The organism is Pseudomonas baetica, assembly GCF_019733355.1.
In the GTDB taxonomy this organism is placed as follows: domain Bacteria; phylum Pseudomonadota; class Gammaproteobacteria; order Pseudomonadales; family Pseudomonadaceae; genus Aquipseudomonas; species Aquipseudomonas baetica_A.
In genome coordinates, this window is record NZ_JAIHLQ010000009.1 from 58,087 (window position 1) to 77,436 (window position 19,350).

The window sequence follows — 19,350 nt, forward strand, 5'->3', positions numbered from 1 at the left end:
GGTTACCTCGATAGTTGATGGGTTTCAGCCGCAATGGGCGCAGGTTGGGCCAACGGAAGGCGCAGGGTGAAGCAGGTGTCCTGGCCCGGCGCCGATTGCACTTCCATCTGCCCTTTGTGGTTATTGGTGATGATGAAGTACGACACCGACAACCCAAGGCCTGTGCCCTGGCCGACTTCCTTGGTGGTAAAGAACGGTTCGAAAATGCGTTTACGCACGTTCTCGCTCATGCCGATGCCGTTGTCCTCGACCTGAATCTCGGCCCACGGTGGATTGAGCTTGGTACGCAGAATGATTCGCCCCGGCTCGCTGTCGTCTTCGCGCTGGTGAATCGCTTGCGCGGCGTTTTTCAGCAGGTTGAGCAGGACTTGTTCCAGTTCGTTGGCCGTGCCCGGAACCGGGCCGAGCGCAGGGTCGAACTGACGGATGATCGCCTGTCCCTTGAAGTCAAAACCGATGGCCAGATCGAAGTCGTTGCCAGCGATTTCCACCGCTTGATCAATCAGCGCCGGCAAATCACACGGGGCCAGTTGCCGGGTGCTACGACGGCTGAAGCTGAGCATGTGAGTGACGATTTTCGCCGCCCGGGCGCCGGCCTGCTGAATGCCATCGAGCAATTTCGGGACTTCTCGGCCCTGCAGGTAGCGGTTGACCGTGTCGAGTTCAATGCCCAACTGTTCGGCGGTTTCGAGGTTCTTCGGCAGGTCCGCCGACAGACGCCGGCGGATGTTCTGCACGTTGTGCAGGATTGCGCCCAGCGGGTTATTGATTTCGTGGGCCATGCCTGCGGCGAGACCGCCGACCGAGAGCATTTTCTCCGACTGCACCATCATTTCTTCCAGCGACAGGCGTTGGGTGATGTCGTCGATGCGGATCACCACGCCCCGCCCGGCGCCGCCCATCAGCGGGTAGAAGGTCAGGGCGTAATGCTTGGGCTCGTCGTCCTTGAACCAGGTTACGCGCTCGATTTTCGCTACCGTGTGTTGCTCGACGGTTTCCTTGAGCTGCGGCAGAAACGGCTTGAGCGGTTCGAACGCCAGGAAGATCGGCTGGTTCAGCGCTTCGTCGAGTCGCGTGCCGGACAGGGCACTGGCTTCCTGGTTCCACTGGGTGACGTAGAGCTGCTCGTCGAGGGCGATCAGCGCCGAGGGCATGGAGTCGATGATGCTGTTGAGGTAGTTCTGGAAACCGGTCAGTTTTTTCTCGATCTTGCTGCGCACCTGGACTTCCAGTTCCAGTTTACGGTTGGTGTGCCGGGTTTCTTCGGCAAGCCCCTGGGCCTGATCGAAAGCGGCTTGTGAGTCGTCGCGGGCGCGTTTGAGCTGCTGTTCGCGGGCTTCGATGCGCGAGAGCATGGTGTTGAACGCCTCGGCAAGGCTGCCGATTTCGTCGTGGTTACCGCGCGAAGCACGCAGGGCGTAGTTCTCTTCGCGGGTGACTTGGCGCGAGAGTTCTTCAAGTTCGTGGATCGGGCGGGTGATCAGGCGTTTGATCTGCCGGGCAATCACCAGCCAAAGCAGCACACTGAAAATCAGGATGCCGAGACTCGCGGTGAGCGTGCCGGTGTAGAACGCCATCGGCAATTCGCTGCTGGCCACCAGCAACAGATGACCGGGTGAAGTGCCAGGGCGGGGCAGGGTGATCAATTGATTGCTGCGAAACTCGGTCAGTTGCCAGGCTTCGATGTGCCGATCGTGTTCCGGCAAGTTGAGCTTGTCACCATGCTGCACTTGCGCCAGTCGCTCGCCATTGCCGTCATACAGGGCGGCGGCGCGCAATGGTGAATAGCTGTCGAGCTCCTTGAGCAGTCGTTCGGCGCTGCGCGGTGATTGCAGGGCTTCGCTGACCAGACTTGGGTTGGCAATCAGCCGGCCGATGGTCTGCAAGGCTTGCGGGGCCATGCTTTCCTGGGAGATGTAATAAGCGGCGCTGATAAAAGTCAGGTTGGCGACGAGCAAGACAGTGGTCAACAGCACCAGCAGGGCGGCCAGCAGTTTCTGGCCGACGGGCAGGTTTTCGAGGCGCTGGCGCAATGGCATCAGGTTTATCGCAGCAAAGGAACAAGTGGCCAGCGTAGCCGCTGCTCAGTCGCTGGGCAATCCGAGGCTGCGCAGATGAGCGACCAGTCGATGCTGCAATTGGCTGAGGTGCGGCAAGTTGAGTTGATGGCGTGCGGCGACTTTGCAGGCGTGGCCCAATAGATAGCTGATCTCGGTGCGGCGCATGTTGGCCACGTCCTGATACATCGATGAGTAATTGGCGGCGGTGGCCTGGATCACTCGTTCCACTTCCTGTTGCAGGTTGTCAGCGGCTGCCGGTTGCCCGCAACGCTGGAGCAACTCCGCCAGTTCTGCGCACAACGTAGCCACTTCGCAGTGGTGCTCCTGCAAGCCGCCGTTGCGGCAGTTGTGCAGCACGGTCAGCGGATTGATCGCGCAATTGAGCGCCAGCTTGCGCCACAACCGGGTGAGGATGTCGGTGCTCCATTCATGGGGGATGTTCGCTGCGTCCAGATCATCCAGCCAGATCGGCGCTACCGGGTGAGCGGCATCGCCGAGCCAGGTGTAACCGTGGCCGGCAAACACCACGCGCCAGTCGCCATCGCGGAACGCGCCTTCGGTGCTGGAGGCACTGATGCAGCGTGCTTGCGGCACTTGCGCGGCGACAGCGTCCTGGCTGCCCAGGCCGTTTTGCAGCAGGATCAGTTCGGCATCCGGCGCCAGGCGCGGGGCGAGCAGGGCGACAGCGCTTTCGGCATCGTAGGCCTTGCAGGCCAACAACAGGCGACGGATCGGTTCTGGGCTGTCCGGCGTTTCGCCGGGAACTGCATAAGTCTTGGCTTGTCCTTGTTCCACGAGGGTTAATCCGCCGGCTGCCTGATAGCTGTGCAAGCGCATCGCGTCCCGCACGATCAGCCGGACCGGCAAGCCAGCGCGAGCCAGCCGCGCAGCCCAAAGGGTGCCGAGACTGCCGGCGCCAAGAACATGCCAAGGGATAGACATCAGTTTTTTGCTCGATTGGTTGCAGGCATGTGCGGCTCGCCGTGTCGGTAAGAAAAGACCCGTTATAATGAGCCCGATTTTAACCGCAAGCCAAGCGCGCTCCATCCTCATCGAGCGCGCCTTTTTATTGGAGAGATTACATGCCGTCGTTCGACGTGGTATCCGAACTGGACAAACACGAACTCACCAACGCGGTCGAGAACGCCGTGAAGGAACTCGATCGTCGTTATGACCTGAAAGGCAAAGGCAGCTTCGAGTTCAAGGAAAAAGACCTGACCGTCAACCTGACCGCTGAAGCCGATTTCCAGCTGGAGGCGATGATTGAGATCCTCAAACTGGCCCTGGTCAAGCGCAAGATCGATGTGCAGTGTCTTGAGGTCAAGGACGCTTACGCATCGGGCAAACTGATGAAACAGGATGCCGTGCTCAAGGAAGGTATCGACAAGGAGCTGGCGAAGAAGATCGTCGGCCACATCAAGGACGCCAAGCTCAAGGTACAGGCCGCCATTCAGGGCGAGCAGGTGCGCGTTACCGGCAAGAAGCGTGATGACCTGCAAGAAGCCATCGCGGCCCTGCGTGCCAAGGAGTTCGGCATGCCGCTGCAGTTCAACAACTTCCGCGACTAAGCGCTATCCGCGCAATCTGTGGGAGCGGGCTTGCTCAAGCACGCGGTGTGTCATTGAGCAATAAGGTTCACTGAGGCACCGCCTTCGCGGGCAAACCCTCTCTCACTCGGATTTTATTTTCCCCGGCGGGTCTTTGCGCTACTTATTCTTTGCGTGCCGCGTAGCCGGAAATCAGGAGATACAACATGGATTTGAATGCTGAGGTGGACAACCTGGTCAGGGTATCCCAAGCGTGGATCCCGATGATCATGGAATACGGCAGCCGTGTGCTACTGGCAGTGATCACGTTGGCCATCGGCTGGTGGCTGATCAACAAGGTCACGCGCAAGCTCGGTGGCTTATTGGCTCTGCGTAACGCCGACCTGGCGCTGCAAGGCTTTATCAGTAGTCTGGCCAACGTCATTCTCAAAGTGCTGCTGATCGTCAGCGTCGCTTCGATGATCGGTGTGGAAACCACCTCGTTTGTTGCAGCCATCGGTGCTGCCGGTCTGGCCATCGGTCTGGCATTGCAGGGCAGCTTAGCTAACTTTGCGGGCGGCGTGCTGATTCTGCTGTTCCGTCCGTTCCGTATCGGCGACTGGATCGAGGCGCAAGGCGTGTCGGGTACGGTCGACAGCATCCAGATTTTCCACACCGTGCTGCGGACCGGCGACAACAAAACCATCATCCTGCCGAACGGCAACCTCTCGAACGGCATCATTACCAACACCAACCGTCAGCCAACCCGCAAGGTTGTGTTCGATGTGGGTGTGGATTACGAAGCCGATCTGCAGCAAGCGCGTCAGGTGCTGCTGGATCTGGCCAAGGATGAGCGTGTTCTGCAAGATCCAGCGCCACAGGCGGTGATTTCGACCTTGGGCGACAGTTCGATCACGGTTTCCCTGCGAGCGTGGGTTAAAACCGCGGATTACTGGGATGTGATGTTCATGTTTAACGAACAATCACGGGATCGCTTGAAGGCTGCAGGGATTGATATTCCGTTTCCACAGCGAGTCATTCGTGTGGTTCAGGAAACGGCGCCGCAATAACATCTGAGTTACAACCTGAAGGTTTCGTCAGTGTTGCATTGTTAGGTTGCTATCTAACTAGCAACAATTAAAGACTGTATGAAACCAGATACAAAAAAAACGCTCACCTGGATCAGGTGAGCGTTTTTTTGTTGCCGTGTTCGAACTAGCGCTGAATTACAAAATGCTCAGCGGGTATTCGATGATCAGGCGGGTGTCGTTGTTGTCGTTGCCGTTGATGCCGTTATAAGAGGAGTTTGCACGGTAGATCGCGCTACGCAAGCGGAAAGACAGATCTTTGGCCGGACCGCTTTGCATAACGTACTTGGTTTCGAAGTCGAACTCGTGTTCTTTACCTTCTTCGGCGCCTGTGGTGATGTTGTCACCCCGGACGTAACGAGTCATGAAGCTCAGGCCAGGAACGCCGTAGGTTTTCATGTTCAGGTCGTAGCGAGCCTGCCAGGAACGCTCATCTTGGCCGTTGAAGTCGGAGTATTGGATGGAGTTGGCGAGGAAGATAGTGCCGCCGCCGTCAACGCCGTAAACATAACCGGTGTCACCGGTAGAGCGCTGGTGAGCCAGGGTGAACTTGTGAGCGCCGATGCTATAGGCAGCTGCGAGGGACCAGATGCGGTTGTCAACATTGCCGCTCAGTTCTTGACCCTGGCTCTTGGAGCGATAGCCGTTGAAGTCGAAGTTCAGGGACTGATCTTCGTTGATCGGCAGGGTGTAGTTAGCGTTTATGTATTGCTTCTTGAAGTAGTCATCTACATCGGAAGCAGCCACGCCAGCTACAAAGTTGTCGGTGAACTGGTAGGTAGCGCCGGCAATGTTGGCACTGGTCAGGCCTGGGTTGTGCGGTCCGTTGATGCTGTCGCGGCCCATACCAGTCTGCGAACTCAGAGCGGAGAAGCGACCGGCGGTCAGCTCCAGACCTTTGATTTCTTTACTAGTGATGATGGTGCCGGTAGCAACTTCTGGCAGCAAGCGGCTGTCGTCTGTCGAGAAGACAGGGCTGGCAACGTATTGGTTACCATATTTCAGGACAGTGTCGGACAGACGGAACTTAACTGCACCGCCAACCTTCGATTGGGTGTCTTCTGGCCGGCCTTCGCTATCACGACCGAACATGCCGTTACCGGTACGGCCACGGCCGCTGTCCAGTTTGATCATGCCATTGGCCAAGGCATCTACACCGACACCTACGGTGCCCTGAGTAAAGCCCGACTCGTACGTAGCACGTAGGCCGAGACCAGTCTCTTCGCGATAACTTTGCGAAGTGCTAGGGTTATTTTTGAAATCACGGTTCATGTACAGCATACGGCTGTGAACATTCAGGCTCTGATCTTCAAAAAAGCCCTTGGATTCCTCTTGGGAAGACGCCATTGCGAACTGCGAGGTGCCTGCTGCAACAGCCAGGGCGATCATGCTCCACTTCATCACGCGCATCGTGATTTGCTCCTTTGGTTTTTAGAAGAGTACTGCCGTCCCACCTGTTTTATTATCTGGGCGGCTCTTTCTTTTTGTGTCGGCGCAAACTTATATCACGCTGACAATGTTGGCGATACTTGCGAGTCCAACCTTTCACCTTCTTTACGACACTGTCGCAGATGGCTGGGTAGATGTCGCAAATTCACAGTACCGATGCAATCGGACCGACAACTTTTCGCTGTTTTTCTAGCCTTTTGCATCGCTAAAAAAGAGTCCCTGGCAAAACACTTGAATCTCCATCGGGCAGCCTTGCCACTGTTTTTGTTGGTCTTAAGGCTCCCACGTCCCGTGGTGCGCTTAGAGTCCATATGAGTACGAATGCAACAAGCGTGCACAAACCGCAATTTCGGTGTGGCTTTTTTTCTGAACGCCTGTTTTTACCTGTAAAAGCCTCATAAATACTGGGCGAAAAGCCACTTGGTTCTCAGGGCTTGACGCGATTGTTCTTATGGTGTTGCCGTGCCGTTGCAAGCGCGTGACAACCAAAAACGTTACCGGTTCACCCCACAAGTGAGTATTTTGCGGATGCCCTGCGCACTGAGCGTAGACGCATTGTGCGGTTTTGGTGCAAAAAATTTTACAGCCTGTACCGGATTCATGCAGTTCGGGTTGAGGTTGATCGCTAGTGCTTCAGGATTTTCGGTCCATTTTGTGTGCTGCTCTTCAATTCGGGGGCCGTGCTGGTGCAGGGTGTCGATAAATGTCCCATCTCGGGGCGTTCGGATAATGTCCAGCGGCGTTGTCGTCGTGAAGACGGGCGCATTCGCAGGTATGCTGCCTGTCTGTCGCTTGGCGCGCCGCCCTCGGGGGAGGCCGCTAAGCTGAATTATGTAGATCAGCCGGGAGTGCGCGCAGTGTTTGCTTTAGATTCACGACTACAACAGGACACCCTTGCCATCGGCGACTTCCCGCTCTGCCGGCTGCTGCTGTCCAACGACGCCAGCTACCCGTGGTTCATCCTGGTACCTCGTCGTGACGATATCAGTGAGTTGTTTCAGTTGGATGTCGCCGATCAACAGCAGTTTTGGTTGGAAACCACCGCATTGGCCGAGTTGCTCAAAGATTTGTTCGATGCCGACAAAATGAATGTCGCAGCGTTGGGTAACGTGGTCAGCCAGTTGCACATGCATGTGATAGTGCGAAAACGCGATGACGCCGCCTGGCCAGCGCCTGTGTGGGGCAAGCACCTGGCCACGCCTTATAGCAGCGAAGAGGTGGCCGCTATTCGCGATCGATTGCGTGTCGTGCTGACCGATGATTTCACCTTTGTGGAGGGCTGAGTCATGAGTCTGGAACAACGCGTTAACGATCTGGAAAGCCGTTTGGCGTTTCAGGATGACACCATTCAAGCGTTGAACGACGTGCTGGTGGCGCAACAACGGGTGGTCGAGCGCCTGCAATTGCAGATGGCCGCACTGCTCAAGCGTCAGGAAGAAATGGTCGGGCAGTTCAGCTCTTTCGAAGAAGAAGCGCCACCACCGCACTATTGAGGTGGGCACTTTTCGTTGGGCAAAAAAAACCGCGAACAGCAAGCTGCTCGCGTTTTTTTTATGCCTTGGATCAGCGACGCGGCAGAGCCGCGATCACGTCCTCGGCTTGCAGGCCCTTGTCCCGGTTCATCACCGAGAACTCTACGCGCTGGCCTTCGACCAGAACGCGGTGGCCTTCGCCACGGATCGCGCGAAAGTGCACGAAAATATCATCGCCGGAATCCCGGGAGATAAAGCCGAAGCCTTTGGACGTGTTGAACCACTTGACGGTGCCGGTATCGCGGTTGGTCATGTCGTAGCTGGTTGGCGCGGCGGCAGGTGAAGATCTATAGAAGCTGACGGCCAGGTGCAGGATTACGGCTGTCAGGGCAATCACCAGGCTGAACAACACGGCTGGTTGGCCGGCGATGACGGGCATCGGCGCGATCAGGGTCAAGGTTTGCAGGACGACAGTCAGCACCAGAAGCGCACTGACCAGGTTTTGCAGATGCTGGCGCGGGCCTTTGTTCCAGTAAGGAATCACTGGAGCAATCACCAGGTTCAGCAGGCCGAAAAAGGCCAGGTAAAGTGCATCGGGTTGTTGCAGGTAAGGAACGGCTTCGGATTTCAAGCTGGGTATGAACGACAGCAGCAATGCCGCTGCGCCCATTAGCAGGTGGACGATTTTCAACATTTTGAATGGCTCACTTTATAACGGCTCACAAGGAAGAGCTGAAGATGCACGGTTCGCTTCGGGACAAAATAAGAGGCGGTGGACACGTACACGGCATCAGCCTATGCGCGAAACCCCGAAAAATGGGGCGTAGCGACACACTGCCTATTTAACAGCAAAGCCTGCTGCTACTCAAATCAGCCCGGCCAGCGGCACAGCACCGGTCTTTTTGTCGCAGCCTGTTCAGGTTTTCGAGGCTGCGGGCTGGCGACAGCCTTGCTAGAGTGGGCCTGCACCTGTTGGATGAATTCAATCGCCGTTAGGGGGTAAACATGGCAATCGATATCGGTATCAGTGAAGAGGATCGCAAGTCCATCGTCGAGGGACTGTCGCGTCTGCTGTCGGACACCTACGTGCTGTATCTGAAAACCCATAACTTCCACTGGAACGTCACAGGTCCGATGTTCCGTACGCTGCATTTGATGTTCGAAGAGCAGTACAACGAGCTGGCGCTGGCCGTGGATCTGATCGCCGAACGCATTCGCGCGCTGGGCTTTCCGGCGCCGGGCGCCTATGCCACTTACGCACGTCTCTCCTCTATCAAGGAAGAGGTGGGCGTGCCAAGCGCCGAGGACATGATCAAACAATTGGTCGACGGGCAGGAAGCCGTGACCCGCACCGCGCGCGGTATCTTCCCGCTGCTCGACAAGGTCAGCGATGAGCCGACTGCCGACCTGTTGACCCAGCGCATGCAGGTTCACGAGAAAACCGCTTGGATGCTGCGCGCTTTGCTCGAAGCATAACCATGGCGTGCGAGCAGGTCTGCGGACTGCTCGCGTGCTGTCCGGATTCGTACCTGTGTCGTTGGCTTATCCTACGGTGATGGTCACCAAGTCATCTGGATATAACTTTGCGTCTGCGCTTTTATGAAGTCACAGGATGTGGCTTTGAAAACAAGCAGAGATGGCAAAGGAGTGTCACCGATATGGTAGAGGGAGACAGGCGGGGCGACAGGATTGTCGGCTTGCCACATGAGTTGAAAGTCGATCCGTTCGTCAACGAATTCGACATGTCATTGATTCAGCCGTTGTCCCGATCCGTGCGTTTGAACGGATACGCGACATGCCTGCGACTTGAGCAGGTTTACTGGAACATCCTCGGCAATATGGCCGCAGACAATTGTTGTTCGATCAGTTCGCTGTTGTCCCACGTTGATCGTGAGGTGCATCTGCGTCATGGCGGCGTGAAAAATTTCAGCGCTCTGGTTCGAGTGGTGTGCGTCATGAACGGGGTCAAGTAAACAACACCGGTCAATTCGCTCTGACACAGTGGTTGCAAACGAGGTCGCGGCCTGTGCAGTCTTACGGCTGCACAGGCCGCATTTAATGGATATAATCCCGCTCTTTCGCCGCAAAGCCCTGCTCGCGGTGGCAATCTGATCGCCGAGACACCCCCATGCCGATGTACGATTATCAATGCGCTTCCTGTGGTCATCAGTTGGAAGCCATTCAAAAGATCAGCGAGGCACCGCTGGTCGACTGCCCTGCCTGCCAGGCGCCAGAGCTCAAGAAACAGCTGTCCATGCCCGGCTTTCGCCTTAGCGGCAGCGGTTGGTACGAAACCGATTTCAAGACCGGAACCAAGAAGAATCTGGCCGGTGGCGACAAATCTGACTAGGGTTCAAACCCCGGTCGAACGACACGCGTGAGTTTCCGTCAGTCGCACAATGCTTGAGTGCGGCCGGATCTCCACCGAATTTCGAATTACGAGAAGCGAACCACTACCATGATGCGCAGCCACTATTGCGGCCAACTGAACGAAAGCCTGGAAGGCCAGGAAATTACCCTTTGCGGATGGGTTCACCGTCGTCGCGACCACGGCGGGGTGATTTTCCTCGATATCCGTGATCGTGATGGTCTGGCTCAGGTGGTATTCGATCCGGATCGCGCCGAGAGCTTCGCCGCCGCCGATCGCGTGCGCAGTGAATACGTCGTGAAAATCACCGGTAAGGTTCGCCTGCGTCCGGCCGGTGCCACCAACGCCAACATGGCGTCGGGCATGATCGAAGTCCTGGGCTACGAACTGGAAGTGCTGAATGAGTCGGAAACCCCGCCGTTCCCGCTGAACGAGTTTTCTGACGTTGGCGAAGAAACCCGCCTGCGCTATCGCTTCCTCGACCTGCGTCGCCCGGAAATGGCCGAGAAGCTGCGTCTGCGTTCGCGCATGACCACCAGCATCCGTCGCTTCCTCGATGAAAACGGCTTCCTCGACGTGGAAACACCGATCCTGACCCGTGCGACTCCGGAAGGCGCGCGTGACTATCTGGTGCCGAGCCGCACCCATGCCGGTTCGTTCTTTGCTCTGCCGCAATCGCCGCAACTGTTCAAGCAACTGCTGATGGTGGCCGGCTTCGACCGTTACTACCAGATCGCCAAGTGCTTCCGCGACGAAGACTTGCGCGCTGACCGTCAGCCGGAATTCACCCAGATCGACATCGAGACCAGCTTCCTCGATGAAAAAGAGATCATGGGCCTGACCGAAGAAATGATCCGCAACCTGTTCAAGGAAGTGCTGGGTCTGGAATTCGGCGATTTCCCGCACATGACTTTCGAAGAGGCCATGCGTCGTTACGGTTCCGACAAGCCAGACCTGCGTAACCCGCTGGAACTGGTCGACGTTGCCGATCAGTTGAAAGAAGTCGATTTCAAGGTGTTCAGCGGCCCGGCCAACGATCCGAAATGCCGTATCGCTGCGTTGCGCGTTCCAGGCGGGGCGAGCATGCCGCGCAAGCAGATCGACGATTACACCAAGTTCGTCGGCATCTACGGTGCCAAGGGCCTGGCGTACATCAAGGTCAACGAGCGCGCTGCTGGTGTTGAAGGTCTGCAATCGCCGATCGTGAAAAACATCCCGGAAGACAAGCTGAACGTGATCCTCGATCGCGTTGGCGCAGTCGATGGCGACATCGTGTTCTTCGGCGCCGACAAGGCCAAGATCGTCAGCGAAGCGCTGGGTGCACTGCGCATCAAGCTCGGTCACGACTTGAAGCTGTTGACCTGCGAGTGGGCGCCAATGTGGGTCGTCGACTTCCCGATGTTCGAAGAAAACGACGACGGCAGCTTCTCTGCGCTGCACCACCCGTTCACCGCGCCGAAGTGCACGCCGCAAGAGCTCGAAGCCAACCCGGCTGGCGCTCTGTCGCGCGCGTACGACATGGTGCTGAACGGCACCGAACTGGGTGGCGGTTCGATCCGTATCCATCGTAAGGAAATGCAGCAGTCGGTGTTCCGTCTGCTGGGTATCAACGAAGCGGAACAGGAAGAGAAGTTCGGCTTCCTGCTCGACGCGCTGAAGTACGGTGCGCCGCCGCACGGTGGTCTGGCCTTCGGTCTGGACCGTCTGGTAATGCTGATGACCGGCGCCCAGTCGATCCGTGAAGTGATCGCCTTCCCGAAAACCCAGAGTGCTGCCGACGTGATGACACAAGCACCGGGCGTGGTGGACGCCAAGGCATTGCGTGAGCTGCACATTCGTTTGCGCGAAACGCCAAAGGCTGAGTAAGACGGGCCTGAAGGCGCATCTTCGGATGCGCCTTTTTTCTTTCTGTAGAAAGCAGGTCGAGATTTTTTGTTTGCTGGCTGCGCGACGTGCGCGGCGGGCGACGTTTCAAAGAGAATTCGGAGCGAGTTATGGCAGGTCATTCCAAGTGGGCGAACATCAAGCACCGCAAAGAACGTCAGGATGCCAAGAGAGGCAAGATTTTCACCAAGTGGATCCGCGAGTTGACCGTTGCGGCCCGTCAGGGCGGCGGTGATCCGGGTTCCAACCCGCGTCTGCGTCTGGCCCTGGACAAGGCGCTGAGCGCGAACATGAGCCGCGACATCATCGATCGTGCCGTTGCGCGTGGCGCCGGTGCGACCGAAGCGGACAACGTCGAAGAGCTGACCTACGAAGGATACGGCCCTGGCGGCGTGGCGGTGATGGTTGAATGCATGACCGACAACCGTAATCGCACAGCAGCAGCGGTACGCCACGCGTTCAGCAAATGTGGCGGTAACCTCGGTACTGACGGTTCGGTGGCGTATCTGTTCGAACGCAAGGGGCAGATCAGCTTCGCGCCGGGCGTTGACGAAGACGCGTTGACCGAGGCGGCTCTGGAAGCCGATGCCGACGACGTGGTCACCCACGAAGACGGATCGATCGATGTTTTCACCTCGTTCACCAGCTTCTACGCCGTACGAAACGCGCTGGAAGCGGCCGGGTTCAAGGGGGATGACGCGGAAATCGTCATGCAGCCGACCACCAGCGCCGAACTGGATCTGGACGGCGCGGAAAAGGTGCTCAAGCTGATCGACATGCTTGAAGACCTGGATGACGTGCAGAACGTCTATTCCAACGCGGACATCCCGGAAGACGTGGCCGCTCAGCTCGGTTAAGAGCGACTAGGCTTGAATGTGGGAGCGGGCTTACTCGCGAATGCGGCGTATCAGCAGATTTAAATGCTGAATGACACACCGCTTTCGCGAGCAAGCCCGCTCCCATATTGGTTATTCGTCGTTTTGAAATTCGTGTTTTCACCGAATCTGCAGGCGTTATGACTTTAATTCTTGGTATCGACCCCGGTTCGCGTATCACCGGCTACGGCATTGTTCGCGATACCGGACGCGGCGGCTGCATTTATGTGGCCTCGGGTTGCATTCGCACCGGTGCTGGCGAATTGCATGAGCGTCTGCAAATCGTCTATCGCGGTGTGCGTGAAATCATTCAGACCTACGGTCCGGTCACCATGGGCATCGAAAAGGTGTTCATGGCGAAAAACGCCGATTCGGCGCTGAAGTTGGGGCAGGCCCGTGGAGCCGCGATTGTCGCCGGCGCAGAAGAATGTCTGGAGATTGCCGAATACACGGCGACCCAGGTCAAGCAGGCCGTAGTCGGCACTGGCGCGGCGAATAAAGAGCAGGTGCAGATGATGGTCATGCACATGCTCAAGCTGACCAGCAAACCGCAAATCGATGCATCCGATGCCCTGGCGATTGCCATTTGTCACGCGCACACCCGCTCCAGCCTGTTGCCGCATGGCTTGGGAACAGCACGCAGTCGTGGCGGGCGCCTGCGTCTCTGATAGCATCAGCATCAAATTTACGGAGTGAGAGGTGTGGCGCCTGTGTTGTCGGCCCGACTTCTTCGCTCTGACTGTCGCTAGCCCACGGCTGGCCAACGCTCAAGGATCTGAAACGTGATTGGACGCTTGCGCGGCACCCTGGCTGAGAAACAGCCGCCGCACCTGATTCTGGATGTAAACGGCCTCGGGTATGAGCTGGAAGTGCCCATGACCACCCTTTACCGCCTGCCGTCGGTCGGTGAGCCGCTGACCCTGCACACCCATTTGGTCGTACGCGAAGACGCGCAGTTACTCTATGGTTTTGCCGGCAAGCGTGAGCGAGACTTTTTTCGCGAGTTGATCCGTCTCAATGGTGTCGGGCCAAAACTGGCGCTGGCATTGATGTCGAGTCTGGAAGTCGATGAATTGATCCGCTGCGTGCAGTCCCAGGACACTTCGGCGCTGACCAAGGTGCCCGGCGTCGGCAAGAAAACCGCCGAGCGTTTGTTGGTCGAACTGAAAGATCGCTTCAAGGCCTGGGAAACCTCGCCGGCCATGTTTGCCTTGGTGCCGAACCAGCCGGACGGCCCGGCGCCGGTCAATACCGCCGAAAACGATGCGGTCAGCGCACTGATTTCCCTAGGCTACAAGCCGCAGGAAGCGAGCAAGGCGATTTCCGCGATCAAGGACAAGAATCTGAGCAGTGAAGACATGATCCGCCGCGCCCTGAAGGGAATGATTTAAGTGATTGAAGCTGATCGTCTGATTGCTGCCGCGCATAGCCCGCGTGAGCGCGAAGAAGTCCAGGATCGGGCCATTCGTCCGGTCAGCCTGGCTGACTACATTGGCCAACCGACCGTGCGCGAGCAGATGGAACTGTTCATCCAGGCTGCTCGTGGCCGTAGCGAATCGCTTGATCACACCTTGATCTTCGGCCCGCCGGGGCTGGGTAAAACCACGCTGGCCAACATCATCGCCCAGGAAATGGGCGTGTCGATCAAGAGCACTTCGGGCCCGGTGCTTGAGCGCCCCGGTGATCTGGCCGCGTTGTTGACCAATCTTGAACCGCACGATGTGCTGTTCATCGACGAAATCCATCGTCTGTCGCCGATTGTCGAAGAAGTGCTGTACCCGGCAATGGAGGATTTCCAGCTCGACATCATGATCGGTGAAGGGCCGGCGGCGCGTTCGATCAAGCTTGATCTGCCGCCGTTTACCTTGGTCGGTGCGACCACCCGCGCCGGCATGCTGACCAACCCGCTGCGGGACCGTTTCGGTATCGTTCAGCGTCTTGAGTTCTATAGCACGGCGGATCTGTCGACGATTGTCAGTCGTTCGGCGAATATCCTTGGCCTGCCGCTGGATCCGGAAGGCGCCTTCGAAATTGCTCGTCGTGCCCGTGGTACGCCACGCATTGCCAACCGCCTGCTGCGCCGGGTGCGCGATTTTGCTGAAGTGCGGGCCAAGGGGCATATCACCAAATCGGTTGCCGATCTGGCGCTGAACCTGCTGGATGTCGACGAACACGGTTTCGATCATCAGGACCGGCGTTTGCTCCTGACCATGATCGAGAAGTTCGATGGCGGTCCGGTCGGGATCGACAGCCTTGCTGCCGCGATCAGCGAAGAGCGCCACACCATTGAAGATGTGCTGGAACCTTACCTGATTCAGCAGGGCTACATCATGCGCACACCGCGGGGCAGGGTAGTGACGCGCCATGCGTACCTGCATTTCGGTTTAAATGTTCCGTCACGAATGGGTGAGATGCCCGTGGTAGACGAGTTTCTCGATGCTGTGGACGATTAATACACATTTGTTGTCGATTTATTCAGGGTTTGTACTGTCAGAGGACGGTACTTTTGCGGCAAAGCCTTTGAACAACGAAAAAACAGTTGCCTGGCCGGATTGGCAACCTGAGGAGTAAGCACTAGAGTATGCGCGCGCAAAACGGGCTTGAGCCGTTCGCACATCGTTGTCGCGTTTATTACGAGGACACCGATGCGGGCGGCATCGTGTATTACGTTAATTACCTCAAGTTTATGGAACGGGCTCGAACCGAGCGGCTCCGCGAGCTGGGCTTTGCCCAATCGCAGCTGGCAGGGGAGGACCTGTTGTTTGTCGTGCACTCCAGCGAAGCGCGCTACCACGCGCCGGCGCGATTGGACGACGAATTGCTGGTAAGCGCTGAAGTAATCGAATTGAACCGTGCCAGCCTGCGCTTTAAACAGCAGGTCAGGCGGGCTACGGATAATGTGCTGCTCTGTGAAGGGCAGTTTTTGGTGGCCTGTGTGCGCACTAACAGTTTGAAACCCCGGGCCCTTCCCGAAGACCTGCGTGCGGCCTTTGCCGACGCGGGTGGCCCGGGTACACACTCAAAGCAGGAGATAAAGCGTGGAAGCTAACGTCGTCGACCATTCCTCCATGTGGAGCCTGGTCAGCAATGCCAGCATCGTGGTGCAGTTGGTAATGTTGACTCTGGTGGCCGCATCGGTGACCTCATGGATCATGATCTTTCAGCGCAGCAACCTGCTGCGTGCCGGTCGACGTGCCCTGGAGAGCTTCGAAGAGCGCTTCTGGTCGGGTATCGACCTGTCCAAGCTATACCGTCAGGCGGGCAGCAACCCGGACCCGGATTCGGGTGTGGAGCAGATTTTTCGCGCCGGCTTCAAAGAGTTCTCCCGTCTGCGCCAGCAGCCAGGTGTCGACCCTGAAGCGGTGATGGAAGGTGTGGCCCGAGCCATGCGCGTCGCCATCTCCCGTGAAGAAGAGAAACTGGAGCAGAGCCTGCCGTTCCTCGCCACTGTGGGTTCGGTCAGCCCGTACATCGGTCTGTTCGGTACCGTTTGGGGCATCATGAACTCCTTCCGCGGTCTGGCCAGCGCCCAGCAAGCGACCCTCGCCACGGTGGCCCCGGGCATCGCCGAAGCTCTGATCGCTACTGCGATCGGCCTGTTCGCGGCAATCCCTGCGGTTATCGCTTACAACCGTTTCTCTGCACGCAGCGAAACCTTGCTGAGCCGCTACTACACCTTCGCCGATGAATTCCAGGCGATCCTGCACCGCAAAGTGCACACCAGCGAAGAATAAGCAGGTAATTTCCAATGGCTTTAATCGCTCGAGCTCGCAAAAAGCGCAAGCCGGTTGCCGAGATGAACGTAGTGCCCTACATCGACGTGATGTTGGTGCTGCTGGTCATCTTCATGGTGACCGCGCCGATGCTCAATCAGGGCGTGAAAGTTGATCTGCCCAAGGTTTCCAGCGAAGCCTTGCCGCAGGACAACAACACCCAGGTCCTGACCATTTCGATCAAGGCTGACAAGACCTACTACTGGAACCTTGGCAGTGAAGTCGACACCGAGAAGCAACAGGACAGGGCCATGACCCTGCCGCAAATGACCGATGCGGTGACCAAGATCATTCGTGCCGGCAACGAAGGCGGCAAGCGTACTCAGGTCTTTATCCGTGGCGACAAAACCGTTGACTATGGTGCCGTCATGGGCGCCATGGGCGGGTTGCAGAAAGCCGGGGTCGGTAATGTTGGTTTGATTACCGAGGCCCCCTGATGCGGCAACAGAGAGAGCCGTCCGCCTCGGAAAGCTTCTTCTGGCCTAGTGTCTGGGCGATTGTCTTGCACGTGCTGGTGTTCGGCATGCTGTTTGTCAGTTTTGCCTTCACACCGGAACTGCCTCCGGCCAAGCCGATTGTCCAGGCGACCCTGTATCAACTGAAATCGAAAAGTCAGGCAACCACCCAGACCAATCAGAAGATTGCGGGTGAGGCGAAGAAATCCGCCGCACGCCAGACCGAAGTCGAGCAGATGGAACAGAAAAAGGTCGAGCAGGAAGCGGTGAAAGCTGCGGAACAAAAGAAAGAAGAAGCGGCTCAAAAGGCCGAGGAAGCCAAGAAGGCCGACGAGTCTAAAAAAGCGGACGAGGCGAAAAAGGCTGATGAAGCCAAGAAAGCCGATGAAGCGAAGAAGACCGCCGAAGCCAAGAAGGCAGAAGAGAAACAATTGGCTGATATAGCCAAGAAGAAAGCCGAAGAAGAAGCGAAAAAGGCTGCTGAAGAAGAGGCCAAGAAAGCGGCCGCTGAACAAGCCAAGAAGAAGATCGTCGAAGACGCGAAGAAGAAAGCCGCCGAAGACGCCAAGAAGAAAGCTGAAGCTGAAGAGGCGAAGAAGAAAATCGCCGACGACGCGAAGAAGAAAGCGGCTGCCGATGCTGCGAAGAAGAAATCGCAGGAAGCGGCACGTAAATCTGCTGAAGAGAAAAAGGCTCAGGCCCTGGCAGATTTGCTTTCCGATACGCCGCAGCGCCAGCAGGCCTTGGCTGATGAGCAGGGTGACGAAGTCGCGGGCAGTTTCGATGACTTGATTCGTGCGCGAGCAGCGGAAGGCTGGGCACGCCCACCTTCAGCGCGCAAAGGCATGACGGTCGTGTTGCAAATCGGCATGTTGCCGGACGGCACGGTGACTACGGTCAACGTGTCCAAGTCCAGTGGCGATGGTCCGTTCGATGCTTCGGCAGTGGCGGCAGTGAAGAATATTGGACGTTTGACAGAAATGCAGGGAATGAAGCCGAGCGATTTCGCTCCGTATCGTTCATTCAAGATGACATTCACACCTGAGGATCTAGCCTTGTGAGAAACCTTCTTCGAGGAATGCTGGTCGTGATCTGCTGCATGGCAGGGATCGCGATGGCTGATGAAAAGAACATTCTGGTCACCAGCGGTAGCGATCGGGCCACCCCGATCGCTGTTGTGCCGTTCGGTTTTCAGGGCGGTGCTGTTCTGCCGGACGACATAGCTGAGATCATTGGTAACGATTTGCGTAACTCGGGCTACTACTCGCCGATTCCAAAGCAAAACATGATCAGTCAGCCAAGCCAGCCGAGCGAAATCATCTTCCGTGACTGGAAGGCGGTAGGTGCTCAATACATGATGGTCGGCAGCATCGCTCCGGCAGGCGGTCGCCTCCAGGTCCAATGGGCACTGTTCAACGTTGCCACCGAGCAGAAAGTCGCTGACGGCAGTGTTTCCGGTACGACTGAGCAACTGCGCGACATGGCGCACTTCATCGCTGACCAGTCGTTCGAAAAGCTCACCGGTATCCCGGGTGCGTTTTCGACGCGTCTGCTTTACGTGACGGCGGAGCGCTTCTCCGAGAAGAACACTCGCTACACCCTGCAGCGTTCGGATTATGACGGTGCCCGTGCCGTGACTCTGCTGCAATCGCGTGAGCCGATCCTGTCTCCGCGTTTCGCTCCGGATGGCAAACGCATCGCCTATGTGTCGTTCGAGCAGAAGCGTCCGCGCATCTTCATGCAGAACATCGACACCGGTCGCCGTGAGCAGATCACCAACTTCGAAGGCCTGAACGGCGCGCCAGCCTGGTCGCCAAATGGCGATCGTCTGGCATTCGTGCTGTCCAAAGACGGTAACCCGGATATCTACGTGATGAACCTTGCTTCACGTCAGATCACCCGTGTAACCGCAGGTCCTGGCATCAATACCGAACCGTTCTGGGGCAAAGATGGCTCGACCATCTACTTCACCTCGGACCGTGGCGGCAAGCCGCAGATCTACAAAACCAGCGTAAGCGGCGGTGGTGCTGAGCGTGTGACATTCATTGGCAACTACAATGCCAACCCGAAGCTTTCGGCTGATGAGAAGACCCTGGTGATGATCCATCGCCAGGACGGTTTCACCAATTTCAAGGTGGCGGCCCAGGATTTGCAGCGCGGCAGTGTAAAGATCCTCACTGATAGCACTCTGGACGAGTCACCCACTGTTGCGCCCAACGGCACCATGGTAATCTACGCCACCCGCCAGCAGGGCCGGGGAGTCTTGATGCTCGTGTCCATTAATGGACGCGTTAGGCTCCCGCTTCCTACCGCTCAAGGCGAAGTCAGAGAACCGTCCTGGTCCCCTTACCTGAAGTGAGCGGGCGCTACACGTTTTACTTAACACACTGGGGTTCATTA

Annotated in this window: 21 protein-coding genes; 17 read left to right on the plus strand and 4 right to left on the minus strand. The window is 57.3% G+C overall.

All coding sequences use genetic code 11. The annotated features are described in order from the left end of the window. Positions 1-2 precede the first annotated feature (2 nt). Both K5E40_RS10600 and K5E40_RS10605 read right to left on the minus strand, forming a co-directional pair. Positions 3-2,039 carry an ATP-binding protein gene (locus K5E40_RS10600; RefSeq protein ID WP_221730679.1) on the minus strand — a complete coding sequence of 679 codons (2,037 nt, stop codon included), beginning with the start codon at positions 2,037-2,039 and terminating at the stop codon, positions 3-5. Positions 2,040-2,084: 45 nt separating this feature from the next. Continuing rightward, a complete protein-coding gene (locus tag K5E40_RS10605) occupies positions 2,085-3,002 on the minus strand; it encodes a putative 2-dehydropantoate 2-reductase (protein WP_221730680.1) in 918 nt (305 codons plus the stop codon). 140 nt (positions 3,003-3,142) lie between these two features. Between K5E40_RS10605 and K5E40_RS10610 the strand changes: the two genes are divergently transcribed. Both K5E40_RS10610 and K5E40_RS10615 read left to right on the plus strand, forming a co-directional pair. Next, positions 3,143-3,628 (plus strand): YajQ family cyclic di-GMP-binding protein, encoded by a 486-nt coding sequence (locus K5E40_RS10610; protein WP_027619814.1) that lies wholly within the window; start codon positions 3,143-3,145, stop codon positions 3,626-3,628. Between the two features lie 185 nt (positions 3,629-3,813). Beyond that, entirely contained in the window at positions 3,814-4,656 is an 843-nt protein-coding gene (locus K5E40_RS10615; RefSeq protein ID WP_221730681.1) for a mechanosensitive ion channel family protein, read from the plus strand. Between the two features lie 156 nt (positions 4,657-4,812). Here K5E40_RS10615 and K5E40_RS10620 read toward each other — a convergent pair whose 3' ends face one another. After that, positions 4,813-6,084 (minus strand): OprD family porin, encoded by a 1,272-nt coding sequence (locus K5E40_RS10620; RefSeq protein ID WP_221730682.1) that lies wholly within the window; start codon positions 6,082-6,084, stop codon positions 4,813-4,815. 896 nt (positions 6,085-6,980) lie between these two features. On the opposite strand from K5E40_RS10620, the gene K5E40_RS10625 reads away from it, so the two are divergent. After that, positions 6,981-7,406 carry an HIT domain-containing protein gene (locus K5E40_RS10625; RefSeq protein ID WP_221730776.1) on the plus strand — a complete coding sequence of 142 codons (426 nt, stop codon included), beginning with the start codon at positions 6,981-6,983 and terminating at the stop codon, positions 7,404-7,406. A 3-nt stretch (positions 7,407-7,409) separates the two neighbouring features. Then, entirely contained in the window at positions 7,410-7,616 is a 207-nt protein-coding gene (locus tag K5E40_RS10630) for a SlyX family protein (protein WP_221730683.1), read from the plus strand. Between the two features lie 70 nt (positions 7,617-7,686). On the opposite strand, the gene K5E40_RS35405 is transcribed toward K5E40_RS10630, so the two are convergent. Then, a complete protein-coding gene (locus K5E40_RS35405) occupies positions 7,687-8,289 on the minus strand; it encodes a cold-shock protein (protein WP_221730684.1) in 603 nt (200 codons plus the stop codon). A gap of 311 nt (positions 8,290-8,600) precedes the next feature. Between K5E40_RS35405 and K5E40_RS10640 the strand changes: the two genes are divergently transcribed. The 13 genes from K5E40_RS10640 (at position 8,601) to tolB (ending at position 19,309) form a co-directional block, all read left to right on the plus strand. Beyond that, on the plus strand, positions 8,601-9,071 hold the full coding sequence (locus K5E40_RS10640; protein WP_007912745.1) for a Dps family protein: 471 nt from the start codon (positions 8,601-8,603) through the stop codon (positions 9,069-9,071). Between the two features lie 182 nt (positions 9,072-9,253). Further along, a complete protein-coding gene (locus K5E40_RS10645) occupies positions 9,254-9,568 on the plus strand; it encodes a ribbon-helix-helix domain-containing protein (protein WP_221730685.1) in 315 nt (104 codons plus the stop codon). Between the two features lie 155 nt (positions 9,569-9,723). Beyond that, positions 9,724-9,945 carry an FmdB family zinc ribbon protein gene (locus tag K5E40_RS10650; RefSeq protein ID WP_064119106.1) on the plus strand — a complete coding sequence of 74 codons (222 nt, stop codon included), beginning with the start codon at positions 9,724-9,726 and terminating at the stop codon, positions 9,943-9,945. A 108-nt stretch (positions 9,946-10,053) separates the two neighbouring features. Further along, positions 10,054-11,829, plus strand: a complete 1,776-nt coding sequence (gene aspS / locus K5E40_RS10655) for an aspartate--tRNA ligase (RefSeq protein ID WP_221730686.1) — start codon at positions 10,054-10,056, stop codon at positions 11,827-11,829. Positions 11,830-11,957: 128 nt separating this feature from the next. Beyond that, positions 11,958-12,704 carry a YebC/PmpR family DNA-binding transcriptional regulator gene (locus K5E40_RS10660; RefSeq protein ID WP_122589593.1) on the plus strand — a complete coding sequence of 249 codons (747 nt, stop codon included), beginning with the start codon at positions 11,958-11,960 and terminating at the stop codon, positions 12,702-12,704. Between the two features lie 158 nt (positions 12,705-12,862). Then, positions 12,863-13,390, plus strand: a complete 528-nt coding sequence (ruvC, locus tag K5E40_RS10665) for a crossover junction endodeoxyribonuclease RuvC (protein ID WP_007962095.1) — start codon at positions 12,863-12,865, stop codon at positions 13,388-13,390. Positions 13,391-13,504: 114 nt separating this feature from the next. Next, a complete protein-coding gene (ruvA, locus tag K5E40_RS10670) occupies positions 13,505-14,113 on the plus strand; it encodes a Holliday junction branch migration protein RuvA (RefSeq protein WP_123467207.1) in 609 nt (202 codons plus the stop codon). Then, on the plus strand, positions 14,114-15,175 hold the full coding sequence (gene ruvB, locus K5E40_RS10675) for a Holliday junction branch migration DNA helicase RuvB (protein WP_221730687.1): 1,062 nt from the start codon (positions 14,114-14,116) through the stop codon (positions 15,173-15,175). It abuts the gene before it with no gap. Between the two features lie 128 nt (positions 15,176-15,303). Beyond that, positions 15,304-15,771 (plus strand): tol-pal system-associated acyl-CoA thioesterase, encoded by a 468-nt coding sequence (gene ybgC, locus K5E40_RS10680; RefSeq protein WP_123530109.1) that lies wholly within the window; start codon positions 15,304-15,306, stop codon positions 15,769-15,771. Next, positions 15,761-16,456, plus strand: a complete 696-nt coding sequence (gene tolQ, locus K5E40_RS10685) for a protein TolQ (RefSeq protein WP_007912733.1) — start codon at positions 15,761-15,763, stop codon at positions 16,454-16,456. The genes ybgC and tolQ overlap by 11 nt, the downstream gene beginning before the upstream one ends. A gap of 23 nt (positions 16,457-16,479) precedes the next feature. Then, a complete protein-coding gene (gene tolR / locus K5E40_RS10690) occupies positions 16,480-16,932 on the plus strand; it encodes a protein TolR (protein WP_221730777.1) in 453 nt (150 codons plus the stop codon). Further along, positions 16,932-18,011 (plus strand): cell envelope integrity protein TolA, encoded by a 1,080-nt coding sequence (tolA, locus tag K5E40_RS10695; protein ID WP_221730688.1) that lies wholly within the window; start codon positions 16,932-16,934, stop codon positions 18,009-18,011. Before tolR ends, tolA begins: the two co-directional genes overlap by 1 nt. 17 nt (positions 18,012-18,028) lie before the next feature. Continuing rightward, positions 18,029-19,309 carry a Tol-Pal system beta propeller repeat protein TolB gene (gene tolB / locus K5E40_RS10700; RefSeq protein WP_221730778.1) on the plus strand — a complete coding sequence of 427 codons (1,281 nt, stop codon included), beginning with the start codon at positions 18,029-18,031 and terminating at the stop codon, positions 19,307-19,309. The last annotated feature ends 41 nt before the right edge of the window (positions 19,310-19,350 follow it).

Excerpts from the sequence above, each read along its gene's own strand:
- K5E40_RS35405 (WP_221730684.1), bottom strand. The coding sequence starts at position 8,289 with ATGTTGAAAATCGTCCACCTGCTAATGGGCGCAGCGGCATTGCTGCTG.
- K5E40_RS10650 (WP_064119106.1), top strand. The coding sequence starts at position 9,724 with ATGCCGATGTACGATTATCAATGCGCTTCCTGTGGTCATCAGTTGGAA.
- tolB (WP_221730778.1), top strand. The coding sequence starts at position 18,029 with ATGCTGGTCGTGATCTGCTGCATGGCAGGGATCGCGATGGCTGATGAA.
- K5E40_RS10610 (WP_027619814.1), top strand. The coding sequence starts at position 3,143 with ATGCCGTCGTTCGACGTGGTATCCGAACTGGACAAACACGAACTCACC.
- K5E40_RS10615 (WP_221730681.1), top strand. The coding sequence starts at position 3,814 with ATGGATTTGAATGCTGAGGTGGACAACCTGGTCAGGGTATCCCAAGCG.
- K5E40_RS10620 (WP_221730682.1), bottom strand. The coding sequence starts at position 6,084 with ATGCGCGTGATGAAGTGGAGCATGATCGCCCTGGCTGTTGCAGCAGGC.
- tolA (WP_221730688.1), top strand. The coding sequence starts at position 16,932 with ATGCGGCAACAGAGAGAGCCGTCCGCCTCGGAAAGCTTCTTCTGGCCT.
- K5E40_RS10660 (WP_122589593.1), top strand. The coding sequence starts at position 11,958 with ATGGCAGGTCATTCCAAGTGGGCGAACATCAAGCACCGCAAAGAACGT.
- ybgC (WP_123530109.1), top strand. The coding sequence starts at position 15,304 with ATGCGCGCGCAAAACGGGCTTGAGCCGTTCGCACATCGTTGTCGCGTT.
- aspS (WP_221730686.1), top strand. The coding sequence starts at position 10,054 with ATGATGCGCAGCCACTATTGCGGCCAACTGAACGAAAGCCTGGAAGGC.
- K5E40_RS10600 (WP_221730679.1), bottom strand. The coding sequence starts at position 2,039 with ATGCCATTGCGCCAGCGCCTCGAAAACCTGCCCGTCGGCCAGAAACTG.
- K5E40_RS10630 (WP_221730683.1), top strand. The coding sequence starts at position 7,410 with ATGAGTCTGGAACAACGCGTTAACGATCTGGAAAGCCGTTTGGCGTTT.
- ruvC (WP_007962095.1), top strand. The coding sequence starts at position 12,863 with ATGACTTTAATTCTTGGTATCGACCCCGGTTCGCGTATCACCGGCTAC.
- K5E40_RS10640 (WP_007912745.1), top strand. The coding sequence starts at position 8,601 with ATGGCAATCGATATCGGTATCAGTGAAGAGGATCGCAAGTCCATCGTC.
- K5E40_RS10645 (WP_221730685.1), top strand. The coding sequence starts at position 9,254 with ATGGTAGAGGGAGACAGGCGGGGCGACAGGATTGTCGGCTTGCCACAT.
- K5E40_RS10605 (WP_221730680.1), bottom strand. The coding sequence starts at position 3,002 with ATGTCTATCCCTTGGCATGTTCTTGGCGCCGGCAGTCTCGGCACCCTT.